Origin of the sequence: Pararhizobium sp. DWP1-1-3 (genome assembly GCF_049896125.1) — a bacterium.
Lineage (GTDB): Bacteria > Pseudomonadota > Alphaproteobacteria > Rhizobiales > Rhizobiaceae > Pararhizobium.
Genome location: NZ_JAFCTR010000011.1, coordinates 129,500 through 152,362 on the forward strand (window position 1 = coordinate 129,500; position 22,863 = coordinate 152,362).

The following is a 22,863-nucleotide window of genomic DNA, read 5'->3' on the forward strand; positions in this document are numbered from 1 at the left end:
TTTCCATTTTTGACGTCAAGGAGAACGGCCATGCCTACCAACTCCGCCCCGCCCAGAGGGCAGCCCAAGTCCCGGCTGCACCGCTTTTCCATCGGACAAAAGGTCCGGATGAAAAGTACCGTCGGTTTGTCATTGCGCGACGAAACGATTTTTCGCATTCTCGCAACATTGCCCATCCGGGATGGTTCGCCGCAATATCGGATTCGCACCGAAGGCGAGACCTACGAACGGGTAACGACGGAAGACAATCTGGAAGACGCCAAAGGGTAGAGCCGCTGTGCTCACCCTCCATAGATCGAACGAGGAAGGACGGCACATGGCCAAGGGACAGGCAAAGAGCAACAAGGAAGTCAGGAAGCCGAAGAAGGATAAGGAAGCTGTCAAGACAGCAACCCCTTTCGCCGCGACGACCCAGAAGGAAGTTCCAAAGCTCTCCGGCGCAAAGCCGAAGAAGTAAGATACCAATGCAAGGGACGGCGCTGGATAACCAGCGCCGCCCCTTGCATTTCATCTATTTCGGCTGCGATGGCGTGAAATTGGCGATCAGCGCATGCCGTTCGCCCGGATAGATCAGGCGGACATGGGTAACATAGGAACCGTTGCTCCGTGTCCGCCGCTCGACCGTCAGACATGGCGTCCCGCTCGGAATTGCTAGAGCCGCCGCAATCGTCTCATCGGCAGCGATGGCCCGGATCGTGTGTTCGGCAGCACTCCAGGGCACCCGGTTCAGAAGCCATGGACCCGGTGCCTCGACATCGAAAGTTTCCACTGCCGCATCCGGCACAGCCGTCAGATTGATCAGGCGCTGCTCGAAGCAAAATGGCCTTGTGCCGCCGAAATGCGTGCAGTTCACCTCCAGAATTGAAGCTGTAGCGTTTAGACCGAGCCTGTGCTTGTCATCAGTGGTGCTGCGGCGGCGGATTTTGCTCAAAAGCCGGTAGTCATAGGCAAGACCGAGCGACTGGACCTCAAGCTTAATGTCGCGAATTTCAAGCACGGCTGACTGCGCCCGTGGCTGCGTGACATAGCTACCGGACTTTCGCCGCCGCTCGATAAGCCCCGTCTTTGCCAGCTGTGTCAGCGCCTTGTTCACCGTCATCCGCGAGCATTTGTATTGCTCGGCCAGATCAACTTCGAACGGAATGCGGAAACCAGGCTGCCATTCGCCGGACAGGATGCGGTCCTCGATATCGCCGAGGATACGCTGATGCAGCGACAGGTCGCCGGCATTTTCGGCCAGCGGCATGTCAACGGCCTGATCGATATCCTGCGATTTCACCACGTTCTCACCTTCAACACATCCTGTTTGGTCCTAGCAGAAACTGTTTGGCACCGCTTGTCTGTAAAAGACGTGGTCGCAAACCGGAACCTTCAGGCCAAAAGCTCGCGCATCACGCTACGGAATTTGGCCGATATCTCCTCCCGCCGGTGATGACGGCCGCCTTCGACCTGCTTGCAGCCCGCCACCCAGACATTGTCCGGCTTCGTGCCATTGGCAAAAAGCCAGGAATCCAACACCGCGTCATCGGTGAGATCGCCATCAGGCACCCGCAGGCTGACGAAATCGGCCGGGTTGCCGGCGGCGATGCCGGTTTTGGCCGCCATGGCGATACCGCCACCGTCGATAGCCCCGTCAAACAGCGCGCGGCCGGTCGATTGGCCGGGGGCTGCCAGAACGTTGCGGGAGCGGTGGGCCAGGCGCTGCGAATATTCAAGCTGGCGCAGTTCATCCGGCAGACCGATCAGCACGTTGGAATCCGAACCGATGCCGAACTTGCCGCCCGCCTCTGCGAACACGACGGCATTGAACGTGCCGTCGCCGAGATTGGCTTCGGTGATCGGGCAAAGACCGGCGATCGCCTTGCTCTTGGCCATCCGGCGGGTCTCGTCATCAGTCATGTGCGTTGCATGGATCAGGCACCAGCGGCCATCGAGCCCGGCATTATCGTGCAGCCATTCGACCGGCCTCGCCCCGGACCAGGCAATGCAGTCCTCCACTTCCTTGACCTGTTCGGCTACATGAATATGGATCGGCCCGTCCTTCGCCATCGCGACAACGGCGGACAGCTCGTCCGGCGTCACCGCCCGCAGGCTATGAGGTGCAACACCGACGCGGCCCTCCGGTAGATCCTTGACTGCGGTACGGCAACCCTCAAGCAGCCGCTCGAAGCTCTCGATATTATTGATGAACCTGCGCTGACCTTCGTTCGGTGCCGCGCCGCCGAAGGTCGAATGGGCGTAAAAAACCGGGAGAAGTGTCAAGCCGATCCCTGTCTGGGAAGCGGCCGAGACGATCCGCTGCGCCATTTCGGCAATATCGGCATAAGCGCGGCCATCGATATCGTGATGCAGGTAATGGAACTCGCCGACCCGTGAAAACCCAGCTTCCAGCATTTCCACATAGAGTTGGCTGGCAACGGCTTCGGCATGATCCGGCGTCATCGTCAGGGCAAACCGGTACATCACATTGCGCCAGCTCCAGAAGCTGTCGGCGCCGGGACCGCGTGTTTCCGCAAGGCCCGCCATGCCGCGCTGAAAGGCGTGGCTGTGCAGGTTCGGCATGCCCGGAATCAGGATATCATGGCGCTCGTCGCCTGCCTGCCCCTCCGCGCCCGGCTCGACGGAAGCGATCCGGCCATCCTTGATGGTCAGCCGCACATCCTTCTGCCAACCCGCCGGCGTCAGAGCCGATTTCACATGAATGCTGGTCAAGGCCTCATCCCTTCCTGACTGCGTCGCTCAAAAAAAACCACTTGCGCTGATTTTCTTTATGTCTATACATAATAGCACGAAAAGGAAAGGCTAGAAAACGATGTCTTCCATAAAATCGGCACCCGACAGCCCCCGGCCAACCGCCTGCGACCGCCTCTGGCGAAACGCCCGGCTTGTGACCCTGAACCCCGCATTGCCGGGCCTCGGCCTCATCGAAAATGGCGTCATTGCCGTTCAGGACGGGCGCATCCTCTATGCCGGCGACCAAGCAAACCTGCCCTTCCCGATCGAGAATGCCGCCGAGATCATCGATTGCGGCGGCCGCTGGATCACCCCCGGCCTGATCGACTGCCACACGCATCTGGTCCATGCTGGCGACCGCGCCAACGAATTCGAAATGCGGCTTGCCGGCGCAACGTACGAAGAGGTCGCCCGTGCCGGCGGTGGCATCGTTTCCTCCGTTCGCTCGCTGCGGCAAGCCAGCGAAGACGAGCTCGTCGCCCAAGCCCTTCCCCGCCTGGACGCCCTGATGGCTGAGGGTGTCACCACCGTCGAAATCAAATCCGGCTACGGCCTCGACCTGGAAAATGAAGCCAAGGCCCTGCGCGCCGCCCGCCGGCTGAGCGACGAACGCGACGTCGCCATCCGCACCACATTCCTCGGCGCTCACGCTTTGCCGCCGGAATTCAAGGGCGACAAGGCCGGCTATATCGCCAAGGTCGTCAATGAGATGCTGCCGGCAATCGCGGCTGAAGGACTGGCCGATGCGGTCGATGGTTTCTGCGAAGGCATCGCCTTTTCAACCGACGAAATGCGGCTGGTATTCGATGCGGCCAAAGCCCATGGCCTGCCGGTCAAGCTGCATGCCGATCAACTCTCCAACCTGCATGGCGCAGCCCTTGCCGCCGAATATGGCGCGCTGTCGGCCGATCATCTCGAATATACCGACGAAGCCGGCGCAGAAGCGATGGCAAAGAGCGGCACCGTTGCCGTCATTCTGCCGGGCGCATTCTATTTCATCCGCGAGACGAAGAAGCCACCAGTCGAGCTGTTCCGCAAGGCAGGCGTTGCGATGGCGATCGCCACCGACAACAATCCCGGCACCTCGCCGCTGACCTCGCTGCTCCTTACCATGAACATGGCGGCCACTCTGTTCGGTATGACGGTCACCGAATGCATCGCCGGCGTAACGCGGGAGGCGGCGCGCGCATTGGGTCTGGTCGATGAGGTGGGGACGCTGGAGCCTGGAAAATGGGCCGATTTCGCCATCTGGAACATCGAGCGACCGGCCGAACTCGTCTACCGCATGGGCTTCAACCCGCTTCATGCGCGCGTCCGCAACGGACATTGAACTTGGAGGCGTGTGAGCCTGGCTCCGCGCATTGGTGAGGACTGACTTATGACGCTTATTCTTCAGCCGGGCTCCGTCCCGCTTTCGACGCTTGAAACCATCTACTGGACCGGCGAACCTGCCCGGCTTGATCCCTCCTTCGACAAGGGCATCGAGAAGGCCGCCGCCCGCATCGCCGAGATCGCCGCCGGCAACGCGCCGGTCTATGGCATCAACACCGGCTTCGGAAAACTGGCGAGCATCAAGATCGACGCTGCCGATGTCGCCACCCTGCAGCGCAACCTGATCCTGTCGCATTGCTGCGGCGTCGGCCAGCCGCTGGCTGAAAACATCGTCCGCCTGATCATGGCGCTGAAGCTGGTTTCGCTCGGTCGTGGCGCCTCCGGCACGCGGCTCGAACTCGTCCGCCTGATCGAGGGTATGCTCGACAAGGGCGTCATCCCGGTCATCCCGGAAAAAGGCTCCGTCGGCGCATCCGGCGATCTGGCGCCGCTTGCCCATATGGCAGCCGTGATGATGGGCGAAGGTGAAGCCTTCTTCAACGGCGAGCAGCTTGACGGCCGCACGGCTCTGGAACGTGCCGGCCTGACGCCGGTCGTGCTGGCCGCCAAGGAAGGCCTGGCGCTGATCAACGGGACGCAAGTCTCGACCGCATTGGCCCTCGCCGGCCTCTTCCGCGCCCACCGCGCCGCGCAATCTGCCCTCATCACCGGTGCGCTTTCGACCGATGCCGCCATGGGTTCGTCGGCACCGTTCCATCCGGATATCCATACCCTGCGTGGCCACAAGGGCCAGATCGACGCCGCTGCCGCCTTGCGTGGCCTGCTCAAGGGCTCGGTGATCCGCGAAAGCCATATCGAAGGCGACGAGCGGGTTCAGGATCCCTATTGCATCCGTTGCCAGCCGCAGGTCGATGGCGCCTGCCTCGATCTCTTGCGCTCGGTTGCCCGCACGCTCGAAATCGAAGCCAACGCGGTGACCGACAATCCGCTGGTTCTGTCCGACAATTCCGTCGTCTCCGGCGGCAATTTCCACGCCGAGCCGGTAGCCTTCGCCGCAGACCAGATCGCGCTTGCCATCTGCGAGATCGGCGCCATCTCGCAGCGCCGTATCGCGCTTCTGGTCGATCCGGCCCTTTCCTACGGCCTGCCGGCATTTCTGGCAAAGAAGCCGGGCCTCAACTCCGGCCTGATGATCGCCGAAGTCACCTCGGCAGCGCTGATGTCCGAAAACAAGCAGATGTCGCATCCGGCCTCGGTCGATTCGACGCCGACCTCGGCCAACCAGGAAGACCATGTCTCGATGGCCTGCCACGGCGCCCGCCGCCTGCTGCAAATGACCGATAACCTCTTCGCCATCATCGGTATCGAGGCGCTGACGGCCGCTCAGGGCATCGACTTCCGCGCCCCGCTCGTCACCAGCCCGGAACTGACCAATGCCATCGGCGCGATCCGCTCTGTCGTCGCGACGCTGGACGTCGACCGCTACATGGCGACCGACCTCAAGGCCGCAACCGACCTCGTTGCCACCGGCGCGCTGAACGCCGCGGTTTCAAACGGCATCCTTCCGGTTCTGGAGGCGTGACATGAACGCCCCGCAACTCTCTTCATTTTCCCAGGGGAGCCCAAGCAGTGCCGTCATTCCTGTGCTTGTCACAGGAATCCAGCCACGGCGCGTCGGCGCCGTGAATGAACTGGTTTCGCCGGTAAAAGAGTCTTCCGCGCCCAAGGACTTGGGCGCGCTGGATTCCTGTGACAAGCACAGGAATGACGGAGAAGTTGAATACCCCACAAGAAAATCGGGAAGGAAATTTCAATGACCAAACCCGTCTTCGAAGTCAAACAGGGCACGTCGCCGATCATTCTCGGTTTCCCGCACACCGGCACCGATGTGCCGCCAGCCATCTGGGAGCGGCTCAACGACACCGGCCGGCTGCTGACCGATACCGACTGGCATATCCATCACCTCTACGATGGCCTGCTGCCTGACGTCACAACGGTGCGCGCCACTTTCCACCGCTACGTCCTCGATGCCAACCGCGATCCGGAAGGTGTCAGCCTTTATCCCGGCCAGAACACCACCGGGCTCATTCCGGAAACGGATTTCGACGGTGTTCCGATCTGGAAGGATGGCGAGGAGCCGAACGAAGCCGACATTGCCGCCCGTCTCGCCGAATTTCACGCGCCCTACCATGCGGCACTCTCAGCCGAAATCGAGCGGGTGAAGGCGATCCACGGCATCGCCGTGCTTTATGACTGCCATTCGATCCGGTCGGACATTCCATTCCTGTTCGAAGGCACATTGCCTGATTTCAACGTCGGCACCGATATGGGCAAGACCTGCGATCCGGCCATTCAGGATGCAACCGTCGATGTCGTTTTGAATGCCGAGGGCTATACCAGCATCCTCAACGGCCGCTTCAAGGGCGGCTGGACGACGCGTCACTACAGCGATCAGGAAAACGGCGTTCACACGATCCAGATGGAGCTGGCGCAAGCCACGCATCTGAGCACCGAGGCCCCGCCCTTCGCCTATGACCAAGCCAAGGCGGCCAAACTTCGCATTCACCTCAAAGACATTCTCACGCGCATCGAAACGATTGCGCTGACACTGGCACACACCAAAAGGGGAACAAAATGACCAATCCTCGTCACAACATCCGCGACGTCCGCGCCGCCCGTGGCACCGAACTGACGGCAAAATCCTGGATGACCGAAGCGCCGCTTCGCATGCTGATGAACAATCTCGATCCTGAAGTGGCCGAGAACCCGCATGAACTGGTCGTCTATGGCGGCATCGGCCGCGCCGCCCGCACCTGGGCCGATTTCGACAAGATCGTCGAAACGCTGCGCGACCTCAACGAAGACGAGACGCTGATGGTGCAGTCGGGCAAGCCGGTCGGCGTGTTCCGCACCCACAAGGACGCGCCGCGCGTGCTGATCGCCAACTCCAACCTCGTACCGCATTGGGCGACCTGGGATCACTTCAACGAGCTGGATAAGAAGGGCCTTGCCATGTACGGCCAGATGACCGCCGGCTCGTGGATCTATATCGGCACGCAGGGCATCGTCCAAGGCACCTACGAGACCTTCGTCGAGGCCGGACGCCAGCATTACGACGACAATCTCAAGGGCAAATGGGTGCTGACCGGCGGTCTCGGCGGGATGGGCGGTGCTCAGCCGCTCGCTGGCGTCATGGCGGGCGCCTGCTGCCTTGCGGTCGAATGCAATCCCGATTCGATCGATTTCCGCCTGCGCACCCGCTATGTCGATGAAAAGGCCGAAACGTTGGATGAAGCGATGGACATGATCACTCGCTGGACCGCTGCCGGTAAAGCCAAGTCCGTCGGCCTGCTCGGCAACTGCGCCGAAATTCTGCCGGAAATGGTTCGCCGCGGTATTCGCCCCGACATGGTCACCGACCAGACCTCCGCCCATGACCCGATTAACGGCTATCTGCCGAAGGGCTGGACAATGGCCGAGTGGAAGGAAAAGCGCGAAAGCGATCCGAAGTCCGTCGAAAAGGCCGCCCGTGCCTCGATGCGCGAACATGTCGAAGCGATGATCGCCTTCCAGGACATGGGCGTCCCGACCTTCGACTATGGCAACAACATCCGCCAGGTCGCCAAGGATGAGGGCCTCGAAAACGCCTTCGCTTTTCCGGGCTTCGTGCCGGCCTATATCCGCCCGCTGTTTTGCCGCGGCATTGGTCCGTTCCGCTGGGCAGCGCTGTCGGGCGATCCGGAAGATATCCGCAAGACGGATGCCAAGGTCAAGGAACTGACGCCCGGCAACAAGCACCTGCATAACTGGCTCGACATGGCCGCCGAGCGCATCGCCTTTCAAGGGTTGCCGGCGCGCATTTGCTGGGTCGGCCTCGGCGATCGCCACCGCCTCGGCCTTGCCTTCAACGAGATGGTCAGGACCGGCGAACTCTCCGCCCCGGTCGTGATCGGCCGCGACCACCTCGATTCAGGCTCCGTCGCCTCGCCGAACCGCGAGACCGAAGCGATGAAGGACGGCTCCGACGCCGTCTCCGACTGGCCGCTGCTCAACGCCCTGCTTAACACCGCATCCGGCGCCACCTGGGTGTCGCTGCACCATGGCGGCGGCGTCGGCATGGGCTTCTCGCAGCATTCGGGCGTCGTCATCTGCGCTGATGGCACCGACGATGCTGCCCGCCGCCTGGAGCGCGTGCTGTGGAACGACCCGGCCACCGGCGTCATGCGCCACGCCGATGCGGGCTATGACATCGCCATCGACTGCGCCAAGGAAAAGGGGCTGAGGTTACCGGGTATTCTGGGCAACTAGGGCTTTAGGTCAGCGGATATTTCGGAAGTCCGGGATAGCGTAGGACCATATCGTCAACCGTTATGAGAGGAACCCCTTCGATGATCGCCTGAGCAATCAGGATGCGATCGAAGGGGTCCTTGTGAAGCAGCGGTAAACCGGCAATCGCGATTGCATGTTCGCTGTTGATCGGCAGCTCGATATATCCGTTTTCGAGAAGGCGATAACGCGAGGACAAAGGATCGGTGCGAAAATCGTCCCGCCTGCGACCGTGTTTTATCGCTGTTTCCCAGATGCTGGGAGGACTGAACAGGAGTTCGCCGCTCTCGTCTTCGATGAGCCGCCTGACGTTGTCCGGCATCAGATGATACCGCCCGCCGCCCAGATCAGGATATGTGTATCGAGCAGAACTCTCATCGATCTTTGAATTTGTCGGGATTGCCGTAAAACATCTCTTCGATGTCTTCGGCCATCATCGTATCGAAGTCATCCGGTACGGTGATTTCGCCATCCATGAAACCAATGCGGCGCTTCTTCGGCATTTCCGCCTCATCCAGCGGAACCAGCTTGCCGATCGGCTTTCCGGCCTTGGCGATAATGAAGGACTCCCCCTTCGAGACCTTCTCCATCAGGCGGGACAGATGCGTCTTTGCCTCGTGAATAGTGACAGTTTCCATCATCACCCTCCTTCGGACTTAGTCCATTAAACTTGGTCCACTTCGCAGAGGTTTATAATGCAAGACCCAAAAACGCCGCCTCATAGCCATTTGCATATACTGAGAGCCCGAGACCATCGCCGCATGCCGTGGAAAAACGGCGGCGGCGAGACGGTGGAGATTGCGGTGTTTCCGCCGGAGGCCGATCTCACCAGCTTCGGCTGGCGCGTCAGCATGGCAACGGTGGCGACTGACGGGCCGTTTTCCGTCTTCACCGGCATCGACCGGACCCTGTCGATCCTTGAAGGCCAAGGCATGGAACTGGATATCGCCGGACGTGAGCCTGTCGTGTTGACCCGGGCGTCGGAACCACTCGCGTTTCCGGCCGATTCAGCAACTTCGGCACGGCTGGTATCGGGCACGATCGTCGATCTCAACGTGATGACCCGGCGGGGCAAATGGGCGCATCGGGTCGAACGGCGCGTGTTCGAAGGCGATCATCCTCTCGATGCCGAAGGCGGCGTGACGATGCTTCTATCACTTGGCAATCTGCGGATCGATAGCGGTGAGCACGCCGAGGAACTGGCCCGGCTCGACTGCGCCATCATCGAAGGATTTTGCCGCATCAGTTCCGATATGCCGGTGGAAGCCTACCTGATCCGCATCAGCCCCGTCTAACGGCCATTCTTTCGAGCCAGGTTGCCAAGCACGTGACAGATCAACCGGCCAACAACCGTCGCGGTCATACCGTTGACATCGGCTTTCGGCTGAAACTCGACAATCGAGAAGCCGGCGAGTGTGCGGCCAGTCATTGCCGAGACGATGAGATCAGTGACTTCCTCGAGCCATAGACCTCCGGGCGACATTGCATTGACGCCCGGGCAGATCGACGGATCGAGCGCATCGACATCGATATGGATCAGCAGTGCACCATCACGCGGAATGGCATCAGCGATCTCCGCAACACCGTTTGCCCGCACCTGGCGCACCGTCACCAGCCGCGAACCCCACGCCTTTGCCGTCTCAACTTCTTCGCGGCGCGCGCTACCCGCGGCGCGAATGCCGACCTGGGTCATGGAGCGCACGAACGGAAGCTCGGAGGCACGCCGCATCGTGCTGGAATAGCCAAGCGGCTCGTCGCCGATCCGGTCGCGCCAGTCTATATGGGCGTCGATCTGCAGGATATGCAGGGTATCGACATCCGAGAGACCGCGCATGAAGGGAATGGCGGCGGAATCATCGCCACCGATCAGAAGCGGAATGGCGCCGGCTGCCCGGATGTACCGGGTTGCCGCCTCGATCGCCGCGCGATTACCTGCATTATCATTGTGGCGCGTAACGACATCACCCAGATCCACCACATCCAGTGCGCCGTCGTTCAACAAAGGTCCGTCGAAATCGAAATCCCAATGATCGACATGCACGGAAGCCTCGGTGATCGCCCGGCGGATGGCATCCGGCGTTGTTATACCGGACCGATCGGCGATACTGCCGGGATAGGCCGTCCCATGCACGGCGCCGAAAATCGCGACCGATCCCGCTGGAGCTTCGCTCGCGGCTGGCAGGTCAAAGAACGTTTCTGACACCGGCTGAAGTGTGTACGTCATATCATGCCGCCCGCGCTGCCAGAAACCGGTCCATTGCCGCAAACGAAAAGGCGCCGATCGAAAGGTCCGTGCCGCCCTCGAGCGCCAGATCCGCTAGGATTTCGCCGACGACGCTGGTGAACTTGAATCCATGGCCGGAGCAGGGCGACGCGACGACGATGCGCTTGTCGCCCGGCAAAAGGTCGAGCAGAAAATCCTCGCTCGGCAGCATCGTATAACGGCAGGTGGTGGAGCGCACGCGCAGTCCGGCAGCGGCGGGCAGACGGCGCTTGAGGAAGCTGTCGAGCAGATCCGTATCCTTATCATTGACTGGTGGATTGGGCTGGTTCGGATCGATCGGCTCGCGGAAATGCGCATGACGGCCGACCTTGACGCCGTCGACGCCGATCGCCGGAAAGCCGAAGAACGAGCCGTTTTCGCCCTCGTCGCGAATGAACACCGGCATGCGCTGCGGCATGGTCACGAAACCGTCGGAGGGCTGATACCAGGAGACGACCTGCTTGATCGGCACCGCATGATCGCGCAATGCCGGCACCAGTTCGCCGATCCAGGAGCCGGTCGCGACGATCACCTTGCTGGCCGTGTAGCGTCCGGTATCGGAAACGATCGTAACGCCGTGGTCACCCGGCTCGATCGCCGTCACCTTCTCGCCGAAATGCAAGGCCGCGCCATCGGCGGCCGCGAGCTTCAGGTGCCCCATCACGGCCGCTTCGGGCCGGAGGTAACCGCCCTGCGGATCAAGCAGCGCGATCTCGTCGCTATCCAGTGAAAACACCGGGAAACGGCGGCGCATTTCGCCGGGATCAAGGGTGTCCAGCGGCAGGTTGTGCAAGGCACAGCTCTTCTTCGTGCCGCTGACGATCTTGCTGTCGGGCTTGCCGATCTGCAGCACGCCGGTGATTGTCAGGATATCCTCGCGCAGCCGTGCCTCCAGCGCCCGCCAATTGGCATAGGCGCGCTGCAAGAGCGGCACATAGGACGGATCTTCGAAATAACCAAGCCGGATCAACCGGCTATCACCATGCGACGAGCTCAGCGCATGCGCCGGATAATAGGCATCGATACCGATCGCGCTCACTCCACGGGCGGCCAGATGCGCGATCGCAGCACTGCCCATGGCGCCAAGGCCGACAACGGCAACGTCGAAATGGGCGGTCATGGCACTATCCTTTCGGGAGTTTAAATATCTGGCGGTGGCGATGCGCGCAGCAGGTCGCGGGCCTTTTCCAGATCCCAGCCGAGCGGCCGGTCGTCGGCATAGGTTGGCATATCGGCGCGGATATAGCGATAGAGCAGATCAGTCCCCTTGGCCCGCGGCGCAACACTGACCTTGAAATCCTGCGCCTGTGCGGCGGCGGCAAACTCAATACCAAGAATATGCTCGGCATTGTCGATCACGGCGAGTAGCTTGTTGGCGGCAGCCGTCGGATGCCCGAGGAAATCCTCCTGCAACGCCGACGTGATGCCGCCATCAAGGCTTGCCGGAGCACCGAGACGTCGGTTTTCCGCAGCAAGGGCTGCTGCCGTATATTGCGCGATCATGAAGCCCGAGCCTGCACCCGGGTCGGCGGCCAAGAAAGCCGGAAGACCGCTGACCAGCGGATTGACGAGGCGATCGATGCGGCGCTCGCTCATCATCGATATCTGGGCAATCGCAATGGCGAGGCTATCCAGCGCCTGTCCAAGCGCCGGCGCCACGGCATGCGCCTCGGAGGAAACCACCGGCGCGTCCGGCGTGCCGGAAACCGCCGGATTGTCGGTGACGGAAGCAAGCTCCTGATTGACCACCATGTTTGCAAAATCGAATACGTCCCATCCCGCGCCATGGGCATGCGGGACCGAACGCAGGCTCAGGGCATCCTGCGTCCACGCGCCTCTCGCTGCTTCAATCAATCCACTACCGGCGAGGCGCGCGCGCAAAGTCCTGCCGACCTTCTCGATCCCTGTCGACTTGCGAAGGGCCAGCACATCAGCGTCGAATGCGGTCATCTGGCAGCCGAGCGCTTCAATGGTCAGCGCTGCGATGGCATCGGCCCAATCCAACAGCCGCTCCGCTCGCACCAGGGCCACGGCCCCGAGCCCCGTGGAGCAGGCCGTGCCGTTGACGAGGCTCAAGCCTTCCTTTGCCTGCAGAACCAGCGGCGTGACGCCGAGCGTCTGCAATGCCTGGGCACCGGTCACCGGCTTACCTTTCAGCCGTGCCCTGCCTTCGCCGATCAGCACCAGCGCAATATGGGCATTGTGGCTGAGATACCCGGCCGAGCCCTTGGACGGCACTTCGGGAATGCAGTCTTCGCGCAGAAAGATCTGCAGCAGCTCGACGATCGCCGGGCGCACGCCGGAATGACCGTGGGAAAAATTGGCGATCTGGGCTGCGATGATGGCGCGAACCTCCCGCGCCTCCAGCAACGGCCCGATACCGCAGGCATGGCTCAAAATGATATTGCGCGACAGGCGGCTCTGCGAAGCACGGTCAACTACCGTATCGGCCAGTGCGCCGACGCCGGTGTTCACCCCATAGGCCCGCACGCCGCTTTCGACGATCGCAGACACGATGCGGCTCGCCGTTTCGACCCGCTGCCTGGCAGCGTCGGAGAGCGAAAGCGTTGCACCATAGGCAACCGCCGCCACGGCGCGCCAGTCGAGCGTCGCGTCGAGTACGATGTCCTGCACGGTCAGCCTCCGAAATTGCCGATGAACTGGCGGAAGCTGGGAGAACCGCCCGAGCCGAAGAGTTCGTCCGGCGCGCCGTCGCTGTCGATCTCGCCGGATTTCATGAAGATCACCCGGTTGGAGACGTTGCGGGCAAAGCTCATCTCGTGCGTGACGACCAGCATGGTCATGCCTTCTTCGGCCAGCGAGCGCATGACGCGCAGCACTTCGCCGACCAGCTCCGGATCGAGCGCCGAGGTCGGCTCGTCGAACAGCATCACCTTTGGCCGCATTGCCAGAGAGCGGGCGATTGCCGCGCGCTGCTGCTGGCCGCCGGAGAGATGGGCGGGATAGGCATGGCGTTTTTCCGCGATGCCGACTTTTTCCAGCAGCGCCTCAGCCTCGGCGATACATTCGGCGCGCGGGCGCTTGAGCACATGAACAGGCCCCTCGATAACGTTTTCGAGGATCGTCATATGGGACCAGAGATTGAACGACTGGAACACCATGCCGAGTTCGGAGCGGATCCGGTCCACCTGGCGGCGATTGGCCGGAACGTTCTTTCCGCCACGCTGCTGCATCTGGATCAGCTCGCCATCGACGGAAATCTCGCCGTGATCGGCGATTTCCAGCAGATTGATACAGCGCAGGAATGTCGACTTTCCCGAGCCGCTGGCGCCAAGCAGCGAGATGACATCGCCGTCGCGGGCCTCGAGCGAGATGCCGCGCAGCACTTCATGCGTGCCGAAACTTTTGCGAATATTGCGGACGGAAAGCCGGGTCGTGCCTGCCATGGTCGTTCCAGTCTGGTTGAGGGTCGAGGCGTTCATCGTTGCGGTACCGGGAAAAGCGGTGCTGCACGGCGATGCGGGGTCAGCTTGTATTCAAGCAGCGCCATGGCCTGAAGGATGATGAAGTTGAGAATGAGATAGATCGCAGCAGCGCAGAGAAAGACTTCCATCGTGCGGTATGTCTGCGAAATCAGCCGCTGGGCAACGCCGGTCACTTCCCAGACGGTCACAAGGCTGGCGAGCGCGGTCGATTTCACCATCATCACCACTTCGGTCGAATAAGCCGGCAGCGCATGGCGAAAGGCGATCGGGGCGAGGATGCGGCGGGTCAACAGGAAACCCGACATGCCGATGGAGCGCGCAGCCTCGATCTCCTTGGCCGGAATGGCCCGCAGGCCGAAGCGGAAGATTTCCGCCGAATAACCGGCGGTGCAAAGCGCCAGCGACAGGACGGCGCAGACGAAGGGTTCGCGCAGGGCCGGCCACAGGAAGCTGTAGCGGATGAAACCGAACTGGCCGAGACCGTAAAAGATCAGGAACATCTGGATCAAAAGCGGCGAGCCGCGAAAGATGAAAATGTAGCCCTTGGCGAAATTGCGGGCGGCGGCATTGCCGCTGACGCGCATCCAGACGATCAGAAGCGCCAGCAGCCCGCCGAAAATGACAGATAGGGAAAACAGCGCCAGCGTCATCGGCAGAGCGGCCAGCAGCGTTTTCATGGTCTCGAACATGAAGGCGATGTCCATCGCGCGTCTCCTTGATCAGGCCTGGCCGAGACTGGTCGGCATGCTGCGATTGGCGCGCTTCTCGGCACTGTTGAAAATGCGGTCCGAGAAGCTGGTGAGGATCAGATAGAGGCAACCGCCGACAATGAAGAACAGGAAGTGCTGGCGGGTGGAGCCGGCCGCAACCTGGCTGGTGCGCATCAGGTCGGCAAGGCCGGTGACCGAAACCAGCGCCGAGTCCTTGAGGCTGAGCTGCCAGACATTGCCGATACCGGGAATGGCAAAGCGAAACACCTGCGGTCCGATGATACGGCGGAAGCGCAAGCTGCGGTTCATGCCGATCGCCTGCGCCGCCTCCAGCTCTCCCTTTGGGATGGCAAGGTAGGCGCCGCGAAACACTTCGGCCTGATAGGCGCCGGAGATGAGGCCCACTGCCAGCGCTCCGGCAGCAAAAGATGGAAGGCCGAGGAAGCCCTCATAACCCATCGCCGTACCGATGGCGGTGACCGCGCTCGAGCCACCGAAATAGACGAGATAGATGATCAACAGCTCCGGAACGCCACGGAACACCGTTGTGTAGATACCGCCGATCGTTCTCATGATCCGGCTTCCCGAAAGCTTCGCCCAGGCAACGAGCGAACCCAGAATAGCGCCGATCAACAGTGCCACGGCGGTGACGCAGAGCGTCATAAGCGCTGCCATAAGCAGCAGCCCGCCCCAGCCGGTGGGGCCAAATCCGATCATTTGAAGTAAAGCCATGCCGCAGGCATCCCCTCGCTCCCGGCAAAGCCGGATTCCCGATCTTCAAGTGGATATGGCATGCCGCACCTCTCCTAAGAGCGGCCTGCCGCAACAAGTGTGCCCGCCGCAGGCAAAATAGCAAGCGGCGGGCAAATCCGGATCAGGGGGTAACGTCGGTCTTGAACCATTTCATCGACAGCGTCTTGATCGTGCCGTCATCGAGAGCAGCCTGGATTGCCTTGCTTAACATGTCGCGCAGGTCGGTATCAGCCTGGCGAACGCCGAGGCCTTCGCCACTGCCGAAAATGGTTCCGCCGATTTCAGGGCCGGTGAAGCCGAGCGTACCGTTCGACTTTTCAAAGGCGGAGATCAGGTAGACGGCATCGTCGAAGACGAGGTCGATACGGCCGGTTTCGAGATCGAGGTCGCGCTCGGCGCCGGTCTTGTATTCCCGCACCGTGGCAACATCGCCAAAGTTGTCATAGACGAACTTGGAATAGACGGTGGCCGCCTGAATGCCGATGGTCTTTCCGGCAAAGGCTGCCTTCATCGCCTCCACTTCCTTGACGCCGGTTGCGCCCGGATCGAGCTTCACAACCGTACCCGTGCCTGCGGCATTGGCCAGCGGACCATCCTTGAGCGTCGCGAAAGCAGCGTGCGTATGGGCATAAGGAATGGTGAAATCGATGATCTTCTTGCGTTCCTCGGTGATCGACAGGGCATCCATGATCACATCGAACTTGCCGGCATTGAGTGCCGGGATCATGCCGTCCCAGTCCGAGGCAACCAGCGTGCACTCGACCTTCATGTGGTCGCAGAGATATTTGGCAAGCTCTGGCTCGAAGCCACCGAGCGTGCCATCGGGATTGGTCAGGTTCCACGGAGCATAGGCGCCCTCAAGCGTGATGGTAACGGTCTTCCAGTCCTTGGCCTGAGCCATTGGAGCGGCAAGCGTGGCGAATGCGACGGCACCAGCCGTCAGAAATTTTGACAGGTTCATGTTCACGTTCCTCTGAGGTTTATCTTCAACAACGTCCGCCGATCTACGCCGGCTTCACAATAACTGATGGAGAACGAGGCCTAAAAAATGCCCCTGAACATCCATGTTGTATATGGTACCATATGCTAATTTTTATGGTATGCAAGTAGGCGGCCGCATTTGAATGCAAAATTAATTCCGCCCAAGGAATGAGCATATGAAACGAAGCAACGACCAGAACGCTCCGTTAAAATGGGACACCAGCGACAATGACGGCTCGCCGCTTTACGCCGGCGTCAAGCAGATGATCCTTGACCGCATCCAGAGCGGCGAATGGCCACCGAAGCACCGGGTTCCCTCGGAGAACGAACTGGTTGCGGAACTCGGCGTCAGCAAGATGACGGCCAACCGGGCATTGAGGGAACTGGCAAGCGAAGGGGAACTCGTGCGTATCCAGGGGGTTGGCTCCTTCGTTGCCGAGCGCAAAGGCTATTCCGAACTGCTCGAAGTGCGCAACATCGCCGAGGAGATCGACGAGCGGGGCCATACGCATCAGGCCTCCGTCGTCGTTTTGGCGCAGGAAACGGCGGCACCGGACGTTGCCGATGCACTCGGACTTTCAATCGGCGCACCGGTGTTTCACTCGTTGATCGTCCACAGCGAAAACGGCGTTCCGGTCCAGATCGAAGACCGCTTCGTCAACCCGGAAGCAGCACCAGGGTATCTGGAGCAGGACTTCACAGTACAGACACCGAATGCTTATCTGACGGCGGAAGCCCCATTGAGCGGCTCCGAACATATCGTCGAAGCCGCCATGCCGCAGCCGTGGGAGTGTAAGCTGCTGGTTATCCTGCGTACCGAGCCCTGCCTGCTCATCCGGCGGCGGACATGGTCCTCGAAACGCGCCGTGTCTTTTGCCCGGCTGGTCTATCCCGGCAACCGGTATCGGCTGGAATCACGCAGTGGGAAGATGACCGACGAGTGAAGCGACCGCTAAAACACCGCCCGTGTTGTATATGGAACTTCGATAACCGCTTGATTCAGTTCTGCTCGACGGTTTCGGGCCAAAACTGTAGCGCCATATCGATGACCCGGTAGAGCGCCGGCCGGTCAGCACCAGACGCCGCCTGAATGGCGGTCCCTTGCGAGATGGTCATGATATAGCGGGCAAGATCGTAAGGCTCGTGCCCGGCTGGAAGGTCACCCTCGCTCGCTGCACGCTCGAACCGTCTGCCCAGATCACGCTCGCCGCGTTGGCGGTTTTCAATCAGGCATTTCTGGATTTCGGCGGCAGCCTCGCTGCAGGCGAGCGCACCATTGATCCCCATACAACCGCTCGGACCAGTTGCCGCGGTCTGGGAATCGGCAAAGCCTCTGAGGATTTTCCCGGCAACATCGCGTGCCTTCGGTTCCTTCAGAGCCTCATGGAAAAAGTTCATCTTGGTGCGCTCGTAGCGCTCCAAGGCCTTGAGGAAGAGGCCTTCCTTATTGCCGAAGACGCCATAGAGGCTCGGCTTGGTAATGCCCATGCCTTCGGTCAGGTCAGTCAGAGACGTGCCTTCGTAGCCCTTTCGCCAGAACAGCTCCATCGCCGTTTCAAGGGCATCATCGACATCAAACTCTCTTGGCCGTCCCATGGGGTGGGCCCTCCCGAATTTTTTTATACCGATCGGTATATAATTCGATTGACAGTGATCGGCTTCAGAACTTATTTCTATACCGAACGGTATTGAACGTCAATGCAACCCTCGCCCAAATCCTTCGCCTCCCACGTCGGACACAAGGCAGCCCACACCCGGGGCAGAAATTCAGGATAACCGCCATGTCATTCGGAACTTTCAAAACCAAGCTTCTCACCACCGGCCTCGTGCTTGCGGTCGCCACCATTTCGCCGACGATCTATTTCGATCTGCTGGGAAGCCCGGCGGGAAGCGGCAACGCGGCTGATGCCTCGACCGCAGCGCCCGTTGCCATACCTGTCTCCGTTGCGGTCGTCGAAGCGAAGTCCGTAACCCAGTGGAGTGAGTTCTCCGGCCGCCTGGAAGCCGTCGATCATGTCGAGTTGCGTTCCCGCGTCGCCGGCGCCATCCAGTCGGTTCACTTCCAGGAAGGCGCCATTGTCGATAAGGGCGACCTGCTCGTCACCATCGACCCCGCCCCATACCAGGCCGAGGTCGCCCGCGCCCAAGCCAGCGTGACCGCAGCCGAAGCACGCGCTTCGCTGGCGCGCGTCGAGCTGAAGCGCGGCAGGCAATTGCTGGCCTCCAATGCAGTGTCGCAAAGCGAAGTCGATCAGCGCATGAATGGCCTGGCAAGCGCAGAAGCAGACGTGGGTGCCGCCCGCGCCGTGCTGCAATCGGCAGCGCTCAATCTCGGATACACCGAAATCCGCGCCCCGATCACCGGCCGCGTCGGCAAGATCGAGATCACCGCAGGCAACCTGATCGCCGCCGGTCCTTCCTCGCCGATCCTGACCCGGCTGGTTTCCCTGAGCCCGATCTATGCGAGCTTCGAGGCCGACGAGCGGATCGTCTCAACTATACTCGCCGAATTGCCGGAGGGCGTCAACGCCCGCAACTTCATCGACCGCGTGCCGGTCCGAATGGATGTTGCGGGATCGTCGGACGTCAGCGGCAAGCTTCAGTTGGTGGACAACAGCGTCGATCCCCAGAGCGGCACGATCCGTGTCCGCGCCGTGTTCGACAATGCCAATGGCGCTTTGATGCCGGGACAGTTTGCCCGGTTGAGCATGGGCCAGGCAAAGTCCGAAGACGCCGTGCTGGTGCATGAACGGGCCATCGGCACCGACCAGAACAAGAAATACGTCATGGTTGTCAAGCCGGACAACACCACCGAATACCGCGAGATCACCGTCGGCATGAAATCCGATGGCCTGCGGGTGGTGACGGCTGGCCTGAAAGCTCAGGAACGCATCGTCGTCAACGGCCTGCAACGCATCCGTCCCGGCGCGCTCGTGGCACCTGAAATGGTCTCCATGAAGCCGGCTGCCGATCCTCAGCAGCAAGCCTCGATAACCAACTAAGCCTTTCTCCGGCACTTCAGCACAAGGGCGGATCACGCCATGAATATCTCTAGGTTCTTTATCGATCGCCCGGTTTTCGCGGGCGTTCTGTCCTTTATCATCTTCCTTGGCGGCTTGATCGCGATGACGATCCTGCCGATCTCGGAATATCCCGATGTCGTGCCGCCGCAGATCGTCGTTCGCGCCAACTATCCCGGCGCCAACCCGAAAGTCATTGCCGAGACCGTGGCGACGCCACTGGAGGAATCGATCAACGGCGTCGAGGACATGCTCTACATGAGCAGCCAGGCGACGACCGACGGCCTGATGACGCTCACCGTCACCTTCAAGCTCGGCACTGACCCCGACCAGGCGCAGCAGCTTGTCCAGAACCGTGTCGGCCAGGCCGAGCCACGCTTGCCGGAAGAAGTCCGCCGCCTCGGCATCACCACCATCAAGAGCTCCCCGGACCTGATGATGGTGGTGCACCTGACCTCGCCCGAAGGCCGCTACGACATGACCTATCTGCGCAACTATGCGCTGATCAATGTCAAGGACAGGCTGGCCCGCATCGACGGCGTCGGCCAGGTCCAGCTGTTCGGTTCCGGCGACTATTCGATGCGCATCTGGCTGGATCCGCAGAAAATGGCGCAGCTCGGCCTCTCCGCCTCCGATATCGTCAATGAAATCCGCGCCCAGAACGTCCAGGCTGCCGCTGGTGTGATCGGTTCATCGCCGAATGCACAGGGGGTCGATCTGCAGCTTTCGGTGAATGCGCAGGGCCGCCTGCAAAGCGAAGAAGAGTTCGGCGAGATCATCATCAAGACGAGCCCGACCGGCGCGATCACCCGTCTGCGCGACGTGTCCCGCATCGAGCTCGGTTCGGCCGAATACTCGCTTCGCTCGCTGCTCAACAACAAGCAGGCCGTCGCTATCCCGGTTTTCCAGGCACCCGGCTCGAATGCGATCGAGATCGCCGACCAGGTCCGCGCCACCATGCAGGAAATCAAGGCATCGATGCCGCAGGATGTCGACTACGAGATCGTCTATGACACGACGCAGTTCGTGCGCGCCTCCATCGAGGCCGTCATCCATACGCTGCTCGAAGCCATTGCACTGGTCGTCATCGTCGTCATCATCTTCCTGCAGACATGGCGCGCCTCGATCATTCCGCTGATCGCCGTTCCGGTCTCCATCATCGGCACTTTCGCTGTCATGCAGATGCTCGGCTTCTCGATCAATGCACTCAGCCTGTTCGGCCTAGTGCTGGCCATCGGTATCGTCGTCGATGACGCGATCGTGGTCGTGGAAAATGTCGAGCGCAATATCGAGGATGGACTTTCGCCGCGCGAGGCGACCTACAAGGCAATGACGGAAGTCTCCGGCCCGATCATCGCGATCGCGCTGGTTCTGGTCGCCGTCTTCGTGCCACTTGCCTTCATCTCCGGCCTCACCGGTCAGTTCTACAAGCAGTTCGCCCTGACGATCGCCATCTCGACCGTCATCTCGGCCTTCAACTCGCTCACCCTGTCCCCGGCGCTTGCTGCCCTGCTTCTGCGCGGCCACGATGCGCCGAAGGACCGGTTGACCCGAATCATGGACTTTCTGTTCGGCTGGTTCTTCCGTGGCTTCAACGCCGTGTTCTCACGCGGCTCGCGGGCCTATAGTTCCGGCGTCAAGGGCGTGATCTCGCGCAAGACCCTGATGATGGGCGTCTATTTGCTGCTGGTCGGAGCCACCGTGTTCTTCTTCAAGGCGGTGCCGCCCGGTTTCGTACCGCCGCAGGACAAGCAATATCTGGTCGGCTTCACACAGCTGCCGGACGGCGCTTCGCTGGACCGCACGGAAGAAGTGATCCGCCGCATCAGCGACATCTCCTTGAAGGTTCCCGGCGTCGAAAGCGCCATCGCCTTTCCCGGCCTGTCGATCAACGGCTTCACCAACTCCTCCAATGCCGGCATCGTCTTCCTGTCGCTAAAGCCTTTCGAGGAACGCACGACGCCGGACCTTTCCGCCGGTGCAATCGCTGGAAGGCTGAACCAGGAACTCGGCGTCATCAAGGAATCCTTCAGCGCTATCTTCCCACCGCCCCCTGTCCAGGGTCTCGGTGCGATCGGTGGCTTCAAGCTGCAGCTGGAAGACAAGGCCGGTCTAGGCTACGAAGCACTCGATGCAGCCGTGAAGGGTTTTATGGCCAAGGCCTATACGACACCGGAACTGGTGGGCATGTTCTCCAGCTATCAGGTCAACGTTCCGCAGCTCTATGCCGATGTCGACCGGGCCAAAGCCCGCCAGCTGAATGTTCCGCTGACGGAAATCTTCAACACGCTGCAGATTTATCTGGGCTCGGTCTATGTCAACGACTTCAACAAGTTCGGACGAACCTATTCCGTGCGTGTGCAGGCCGATGCCAACTACCGCGCTCAGGCGGAAGACATCGGCAAGCTCGAAGTCCGCTCAAGCTCCGGTGAAATGATTCCGCTTTCGGCGGTGCTCAATGTCACCTCGAGCGCCGGTCCGGAACGCGCCATGCGGTATAACGGCTTCCTTTCGGCCGATATCAACGGCAATACGGCACCCGGCTTTTCATCCGGCCAGGCCCGCGCTGCCGTCGAACGGATCGCCGCCGAAACGCTGCCCGCCGGCGTCACCTTCGAATGGACCGAGCTGACCTACCAGGAGATCATTGCCGGCAATACCGGTATCCTGATCTTCCCGCTGTCGATCCTGCTGGTCTTCCTGGTGCTGGCAGCCCAGTATGAAAGCCTGACGCTGCCGCTGTCGATCATCATGATCATCCCGATGGCGCTCCTGGCAGCCCTCGGTGGTGTCTGGCTGACCGGCGGCGACAACAACGTCTTCACGCAGATCGGTCTGATCGTACTGGTGGGGTTGTCGGCAAAGAATGCCATCCTGATCGTCGAGTTCGCCCGAGAGTTGGAGTTCGAAGGGGCGACGCCGTTCGAAGCCGTCATCAAGGCGAGCCGCCTGCGGCTTCGGCCGATCCTGATGACCTCGATGGCGTTCATCATGGGTGTCGTGCCGCTTGTGATCTCGACCGGCGCCGGTGCTGAAATGCGCCATGCCATGGGTGTCGCGGTGTTCTCCGGGATGATCGGCGTGACGCTGTTCGGGCTGTTCCTCACCCCGGTCTTCTATACGCTGGTGCGGGCAATGACCGGAAACCGGCCGTTGAAGAAAAGCGGACATCATGCCGCCGCCCACGAAACGGCCTCGGTAACGCAACTGCATGCCCAGCCGCTCCTGCCCGGGCTTGAAGCCGCCGAATAAGCGGCCGGTCGAAACAACGATAAACGGCGCCGCAATCAGCGGCGCCG

General features: G+C 61.1%; 23 protein-coding genes. 11 read left to right on the forward strand and 12 right to left on the reverse strand.

Annotated features, from left to right (window positions below; genetic code table 11):
• The first annotated feature begins 30 nt into the window (after positions 1-30).
• Complete coding sequence (locus ACP7BS_RS20910; RefSeq protein WP_113247230.1) at positions 31-270, forward strand: hypothetical protein; 240 nt, start codon at positions 31-33, stop codon at positions 268-270.
• Between the two features lie 46 nt (positions 271-316).
• Entirely contained in the window at positions 317-457 is a 141-nt protein-coding gene (locus tag ACP7BS_RS20915; RefSeq protein WP_200953611.1) for a hypothetical protein, read from the forward strand.
• 54 nt (positions 458-511) lie between these two features.
• Here the strand turns inward: ACP7BS_RS20915 and hutC (ACP7BS_RS20920) are convergent, their stop codons facing one another.
• Positions 512-1,246 (reverse strand): histidine utilization repressor, encoded by a 735-nt coding sequence (gene hutC / locus ACP7BS_RS20920; protein ID WP_426239712.1) that lies wholly within the window; start codon positions 1,244-1,246, stop codon positions 512-514.
• Between the two features lie 125 nt (positions 1,247-1,371).
• Entirely contained in the window at positions 1,372-2,712 is a 1,341-nt protein-coding gene (locus ACP7BS_RS20925) for a formimidoylglutamate deiminase (RefSeq protein ID WP_426239659.1), read from the reverse strand.
• A 100-nt stretch (positions 2,713-2,812) separates the two neighbouring features.
• Here ACP7BS_RS20925 and hutI point away from each other — a divergent pair, with 100 nt between their 5' ends.
• Genes hutI through hutU form a run of 5 tightly spaced genes read left to right on the forward strand, consistent with a single transcriptional unit; the run spans position 2,813 to position 8,373 of the window.
• The gene (gene hutI, locus ACP7BS_RS20930; protein ID WP_426239661.1) at positions 2,813-4,063 is read left to right on the forward strand and encodes an imidazolonepropionase; all 1,251 of its coding nucleotides are present in this window, start codon (positions 2,813-2,815) and stop codon (positions 4,061-4,063) included.
• A gap of 48 nt (positions 4,064-4,111) precedes the next feature.
• Positions 4,112-5,647 (forward strand): histidine ammonia-lyase, encoded by a 1,536-nt coding sequence (gene hutH / locus ACP7BS_RS20935; RefSeq protein WP_426239662.1) that lies wholly within the window; start codon positions 4,112-4,114, stop codon positions 5,645-5,647.
• 1 nt (position 5,648) lies between these two features.
• The gene (locus tag ACP7BS_RS20940) at positions 5,649-5,882 is read left to right on the forward strand and encodes a hypothetical protein (protein WP_113247234.1); all 234 of its coding nucleotides are present in this window, start codon (positions 5,649-5,651) and stop codon (positions 5,880-5,882) included.
• The gene (hutG, locus tag ACP7BS_RS20945; RefSeq protein WP_426239663.1) at positions 5,879-6,703 is read left to right on the forward strand and encodes an N-formylglutamate deformylase; all 825 of its coding nucleotides are present in this window, start codon (positions 5,879-5,881) and stop codon (positions 6,701-6,703) included. Before ACP7BS_RS20940 ends, hutG begins: the two co-directional genes overlap by 4 nt.
• Entirely contained in the window at positions 6,700-8,373 is a 1,674-nt protein-coding gene (gene hutU / locus ACP7BS_RS20950) for a urocanate hydratase (protein WP_426239664.1), read from the forward strand. The genes hutG and hutU overlap by 4 nt, the downstream gene beginning before the upstream one ends.
• Before the next feature lie 4 nt (positions 8,374-8,377).
• Here hutU and ACP7BS_RS20955 read toward each other — a convergent pair whose 3' ends face one another.
• Both ACP7BS_RS20955 and ACP7BS_RS20960 read right to left on the reverse strand, forming a co-directional pair.
• Positions 8,378-8,713, reverse strand: coding sequence for a type II toxin-antitoxin system VapC family toxin (locus ACP7BS_RS20955; protein WP_426239665.1), 336 nt, complete (start codon positions 8,711-8,713; stop codon positions 8,378-8,380).
• 52 nt (positions 8,714-8,765) lie between these two features.
• Positions 8,766-9,029 carry a type II toxin-antitoxin system Phd/YefM family antitoxin gene (locus ACP7BS_RS20960; RefSeq protein ID WP_426239666.1) on the reverse strand — a complete coding sequence of 88 codons (264 nt, stop codon included), beginning with the start codon at positions 9,027-9,029 and terminating at the stop codon, positions 8,766-8,768.
• A gap of 123 nt (positions 9,030-9,152) precedes the next feature.
• On the opposite strand from ACP7BS_RS20960, the gene ACP7BS_RS20965 reads away from it, so the two are divergent.
• Positions 9,153-9,686 (forward strand): HutD/Ves family protein, encoded by a 534-nt coding sequence (locus tag ACP7BS_RS20965; protein ID WP_426239667.1) that lies wholly within the window; start codon positions 9,153-9,155, stop codon positions 9,684-9,686.
• Here the strand turns inward: ACP7BS_RS20965 and ACP7BS_RS20970 are convergent.
• From ACP7BS_RS20970 to ACP7BS_RS21000, 7 genes are all read right to left on the reverse strand, one after another.
• Positions 9,683-10,615, reverse strand: a complete 933-nt coding sequence (locus ACP7BS_RS20970; protein ID WP_426239668.1) for an arginase family protein — start codon at positions 10,613-10,615, stop codon at positions 9,683-9,685. The two genes, ACP7BS_RS20965 and ACP7BS_RS20970, sit on opposite strands and share 4 nt — an antisense overlap.
• A 1-nt stretch (position 10,616) precedes the next feature.
• Positions 10,617-11,774: an N-methyl-L-tryptophan oxidase gene (gene solA / locus ACP7BS_RS20975; RefSeq protein WP_426239669.1), complete on the reverse strand. Its 1,158-nt coding sequence runs from the start codon at positions 11,772-11,774 to the stop codon at positions 10,617-10,619.
• 20 nt (positions 11,775-11,794) lie between these two features.
• Positions 11,795-13,288: an HAL/PAL/TAL family ammonia-lyase gene (locus ACP7BS_RS20980; protein WP_426239670.1), complete on the reverse strand. Its 1,494-nt coding sequence runs from the start codon at positions 13,286-13,288 to the stop codon at positions 11,795-11,797.
• 2 nt (positions 13,289-13,290) lie between these two features.
• Positions 13,291-14,061, reverse strand: coding sequence for an ABC transporter ATP-binding protein (locus tag ACP7BS_RS20985; RefSeq protein WP_426239713.1), 771 nt, complete (start codon positions 14,059-14,061; stop codon positions 13,291-13,293).
• Positions 14,062-14,093: 32 nt separating this feature from the next.
• The gene (locus tag ACP7BS_RS20990) at positions 14,094-14,804 is read right to left on the reverse strand and encodes an ABC transporter permease (protein ID WP_426229883.1); all 711 of its coding nucleotides are present in this window, start codon (positions 14,802-14,804) and stop codon (positions 14,094-14,096) included.
• A 15-nt stretch (positions 14,805-14,819) separates the two neighbouring features.
• On the reverse strand, positions 14,820-15,542 hold the full coding sequence (locus tag ACP7BS_RS20995) for an ABC transporter permease (RefSeq protein WP_426239671.1): 723 nt from the start codon (positions 15,540-15,542) through the stop codon (positions 14,820-14,822).
• Between the two features lie 142 nt (positions 15,543-15,684).
• Positions 15,685-16,524, reverse strand: a complete 840-nt coding sequence (locus tag ACP7BS_RS21000; RefSeq protein WP_426239672.1) for a transporter substrate-binding domain-containing protein — start codon at positions 16,522-16,524, stop codon at positions 15,685-15,687.
• Positions 16,525-16,720: 196 nt separating this feature from the next.
• On the opposite strand from ACP7BS_RS21000, the gene hutC (ACP7BS_RS21005) reads away from it, so the two are divergent.
• Positions 16,721-17,488 (forward strand): histidine utilization repressor, encoded by a 768-nt coding sequence (gene hutC / locus ACP7BS_RS21005; protein ID WP_426239673.1) that lies wholly within the window; start codon positions 16,721-16,723, stop codon positions 17,486-17,488.
• Between the two features lie 55 nt (positions 17,489-17,543).
• Here the strand turns inward: hutC (ACP7BS_RS21005) and ACP7BS_RS21010 are convergent, their stop codons facing one another.
• The gene (locus ACP7BS_RS21010) at positions 17,544-18,140 is read right to left on the reverse strand and encodes a TetR/AcrR family transcriptional regulator (protein ID WP_426229887.1); all 597 of its coding nucleotides are present in this window, start codon (positions 18,138-18,140) and stop codon (positions 17,544-17,546) included.
• Between the two features lie 185 nt (positions 18,141-18,325).
• Here ACP7BS_RS21010 and ACP7BS_RS21015 point away from each other — a divergent pair, with 185 nt between their 5' ends.
• The gene (locus ACP7BS_RS21015) at positions 18,326-19,546 is read left to right on the forward strand and encodes an efflux RND transporter periplasmic adaptor subunit (protein WP_426127293.1); all 1,221 of its coding nucleotides are present in this window, start codon (positions 18,326-18,328) and stop codon (positions 19,544-19,546) included.
• Between the two features lie 39 nt (positions 19,547-19,585).
• On the forward strand, positions 19,586-22,816 hold the full coding sequence (locus ACP7BS_RS21020; protein WP_426239674.1) for an efflux RND transporter permease subunit: 3,231 nt from the start codon (positions 19,586-19,588) through the stop codon (positions 22,814-22,816).
• The last annotated feature ends 47 nt before the right edge of the window (positions 22,817-22,863 follow it).

Excerpts from the sequence above, each read along its gene's own strand:
- ACP7BS_RS20995 (WP_426239671.1), bottom strand. The coding sequence starts at position 15,542 with ATGGCTTTACTTCAAATGATCGGATTTGGCCCCACCGGCTGGGGCGGG.
- ACP7BS_RS21020 (WP_426239674.1), top strand. The coding sequence starts at position 19,586 with ATGAATATCTCTAGGTTCTTTATCGATCGCCCGGTTTTCGCGGGCGTT.
- ACP7BS_RS21010 (WP_426229887.1), bottom strand. The coding sequence starts at position 18,140 with ATGGGACGGCCAAGAGAGTTTGATGTCGATGATGCCCTTGAAACGGCG.
- ACP7BS_RS20955 (WP_426239665.1), bottom strand. The coding sequence starts at position 8,713 with ATGCCGGACAACGTCAGGCGGCTCATCGAAGACGAGAGCGGCGAACTC.
- ACP7BS_RS20910 (WP_113247230.1), top strand. The coding sequence starts at position 31 with ATGCCTACCAACTCCGCCCCGCCCAGAGGGCAGCCCAAGTCCCGGCTG.
- hutU (WP_426239664.1), top strand. The coding sequence starts at position 6,700 with ATGACCAATCCTCGTCACAACATCCGCGACGTCCGCGCCGCCCGTGGC.
- ACP7BS_RS20960 (WP_426239666.1), bottom strand. The coding sequence starts at position 9,029 with ATGGAAACTGTCACTATTCACGAGGCAAAGACGCATCTGTCCCGCCTG.
- solA (WP_426239669.1), bottom strand. The coding sequence starts at position 11,774 with ATGACCGCCCATTTCGACGTTGCCGTTGTCGGCCTTGGCGCCATGGGC.
- hutI (WP_426239661.1), top strand. The coding sequence starts at position 2,813 with ATGTCTTCCATAAAATCGGCACCCGACAGCCCCCGGCCAACCGCCTGC.
- hutC (WP_426239712.1), bottom strand. The coding sequence starts at position 1,246 with ATGCCGCTGGCCGAAAATGCCGGCGACCTGTCGCTGCATCAGCGTATC.
- ACP7BS_RS20985 (WP_426239713.1), bottom strand. The coding sequence starts at position 14,061 with ATGGCAGGCACGACCCGGCTTTCCGTCCGCAATATTCGCAAAAGTTTC.
- ACP7BS_RS21000 (WP_426239672.1), bottom strand. The coding sequence starts at position 16,524 with ATGAACCTGTCAAAATTTCTGACGGCTGGTGCCGTCGCATTCGCCACG.
- hutH (WP_426239662.1), top strand. The coding sequence starts at position 4,112 with ATGACGCTTATTCTTCAGCCGGGCTCCGTCCCGCTTTCGACGCTTGAA.
- ACP7BS_RS20970 (WP_426239668.1), bottom strand. The coding sequence starts at position 10,615 with ATGACGTACACACTTCAGCCGGTGTCAGAAACGTTCTTTGACCTGCCA.
- ACP7BS_RS21015 (WP_426127293.1), top strand. The coding sequence starts at position 18,326 with ATGTCATTCGGAACTTTCAAAACCAAGCTTCTCACCACCGGCCTCGTG.
- hutG (WP_426239663.1), top strand. The coding sequence starts at position 5,879 with ATGACCAAACCCGTCTTCGAAGTCAAACAGGGCACGTCGCCGATCATT.
- ACP7BS_RS20940 (WP_113247234.1), top strand. The coding sequence starts at position 5,649 with ATGAACGCCCCGCAACTCTCTTCATTTTCCCAGGGGAGCCCAAGCAGT.
- ACP7BS_RS20965 (WP_426239667.1), top strand. The coding sequence starts at position 9,153 with ATGCCGTGGAAAAACGGCGGCGGCGAGACGGTGGAGATTGCGGTGTTT.
- ACP7BS_RS20915 (WP_200953611.1), top strand. The coding sequence starts at position 317 with ATGGCCAAGGGACAGGCAAAGAGCAACAAGGAAGTCAGGAAGCCGAAG.
- ACP7BS_RS20990 (WP_426229883.1), bottom strand. The coding sequence starts at position 14,804 with ATGGACATCGCCTTCATGTTCGAGACCATGAAAACGCTGCTGGCCGCT.
- hutC (WP_426239673.1), top strand. The coding sequence starts at position 16,721 with ATGAAACGAAGCAACGACCAGAACGCTCCGTTAAAATGGGACACCAGC.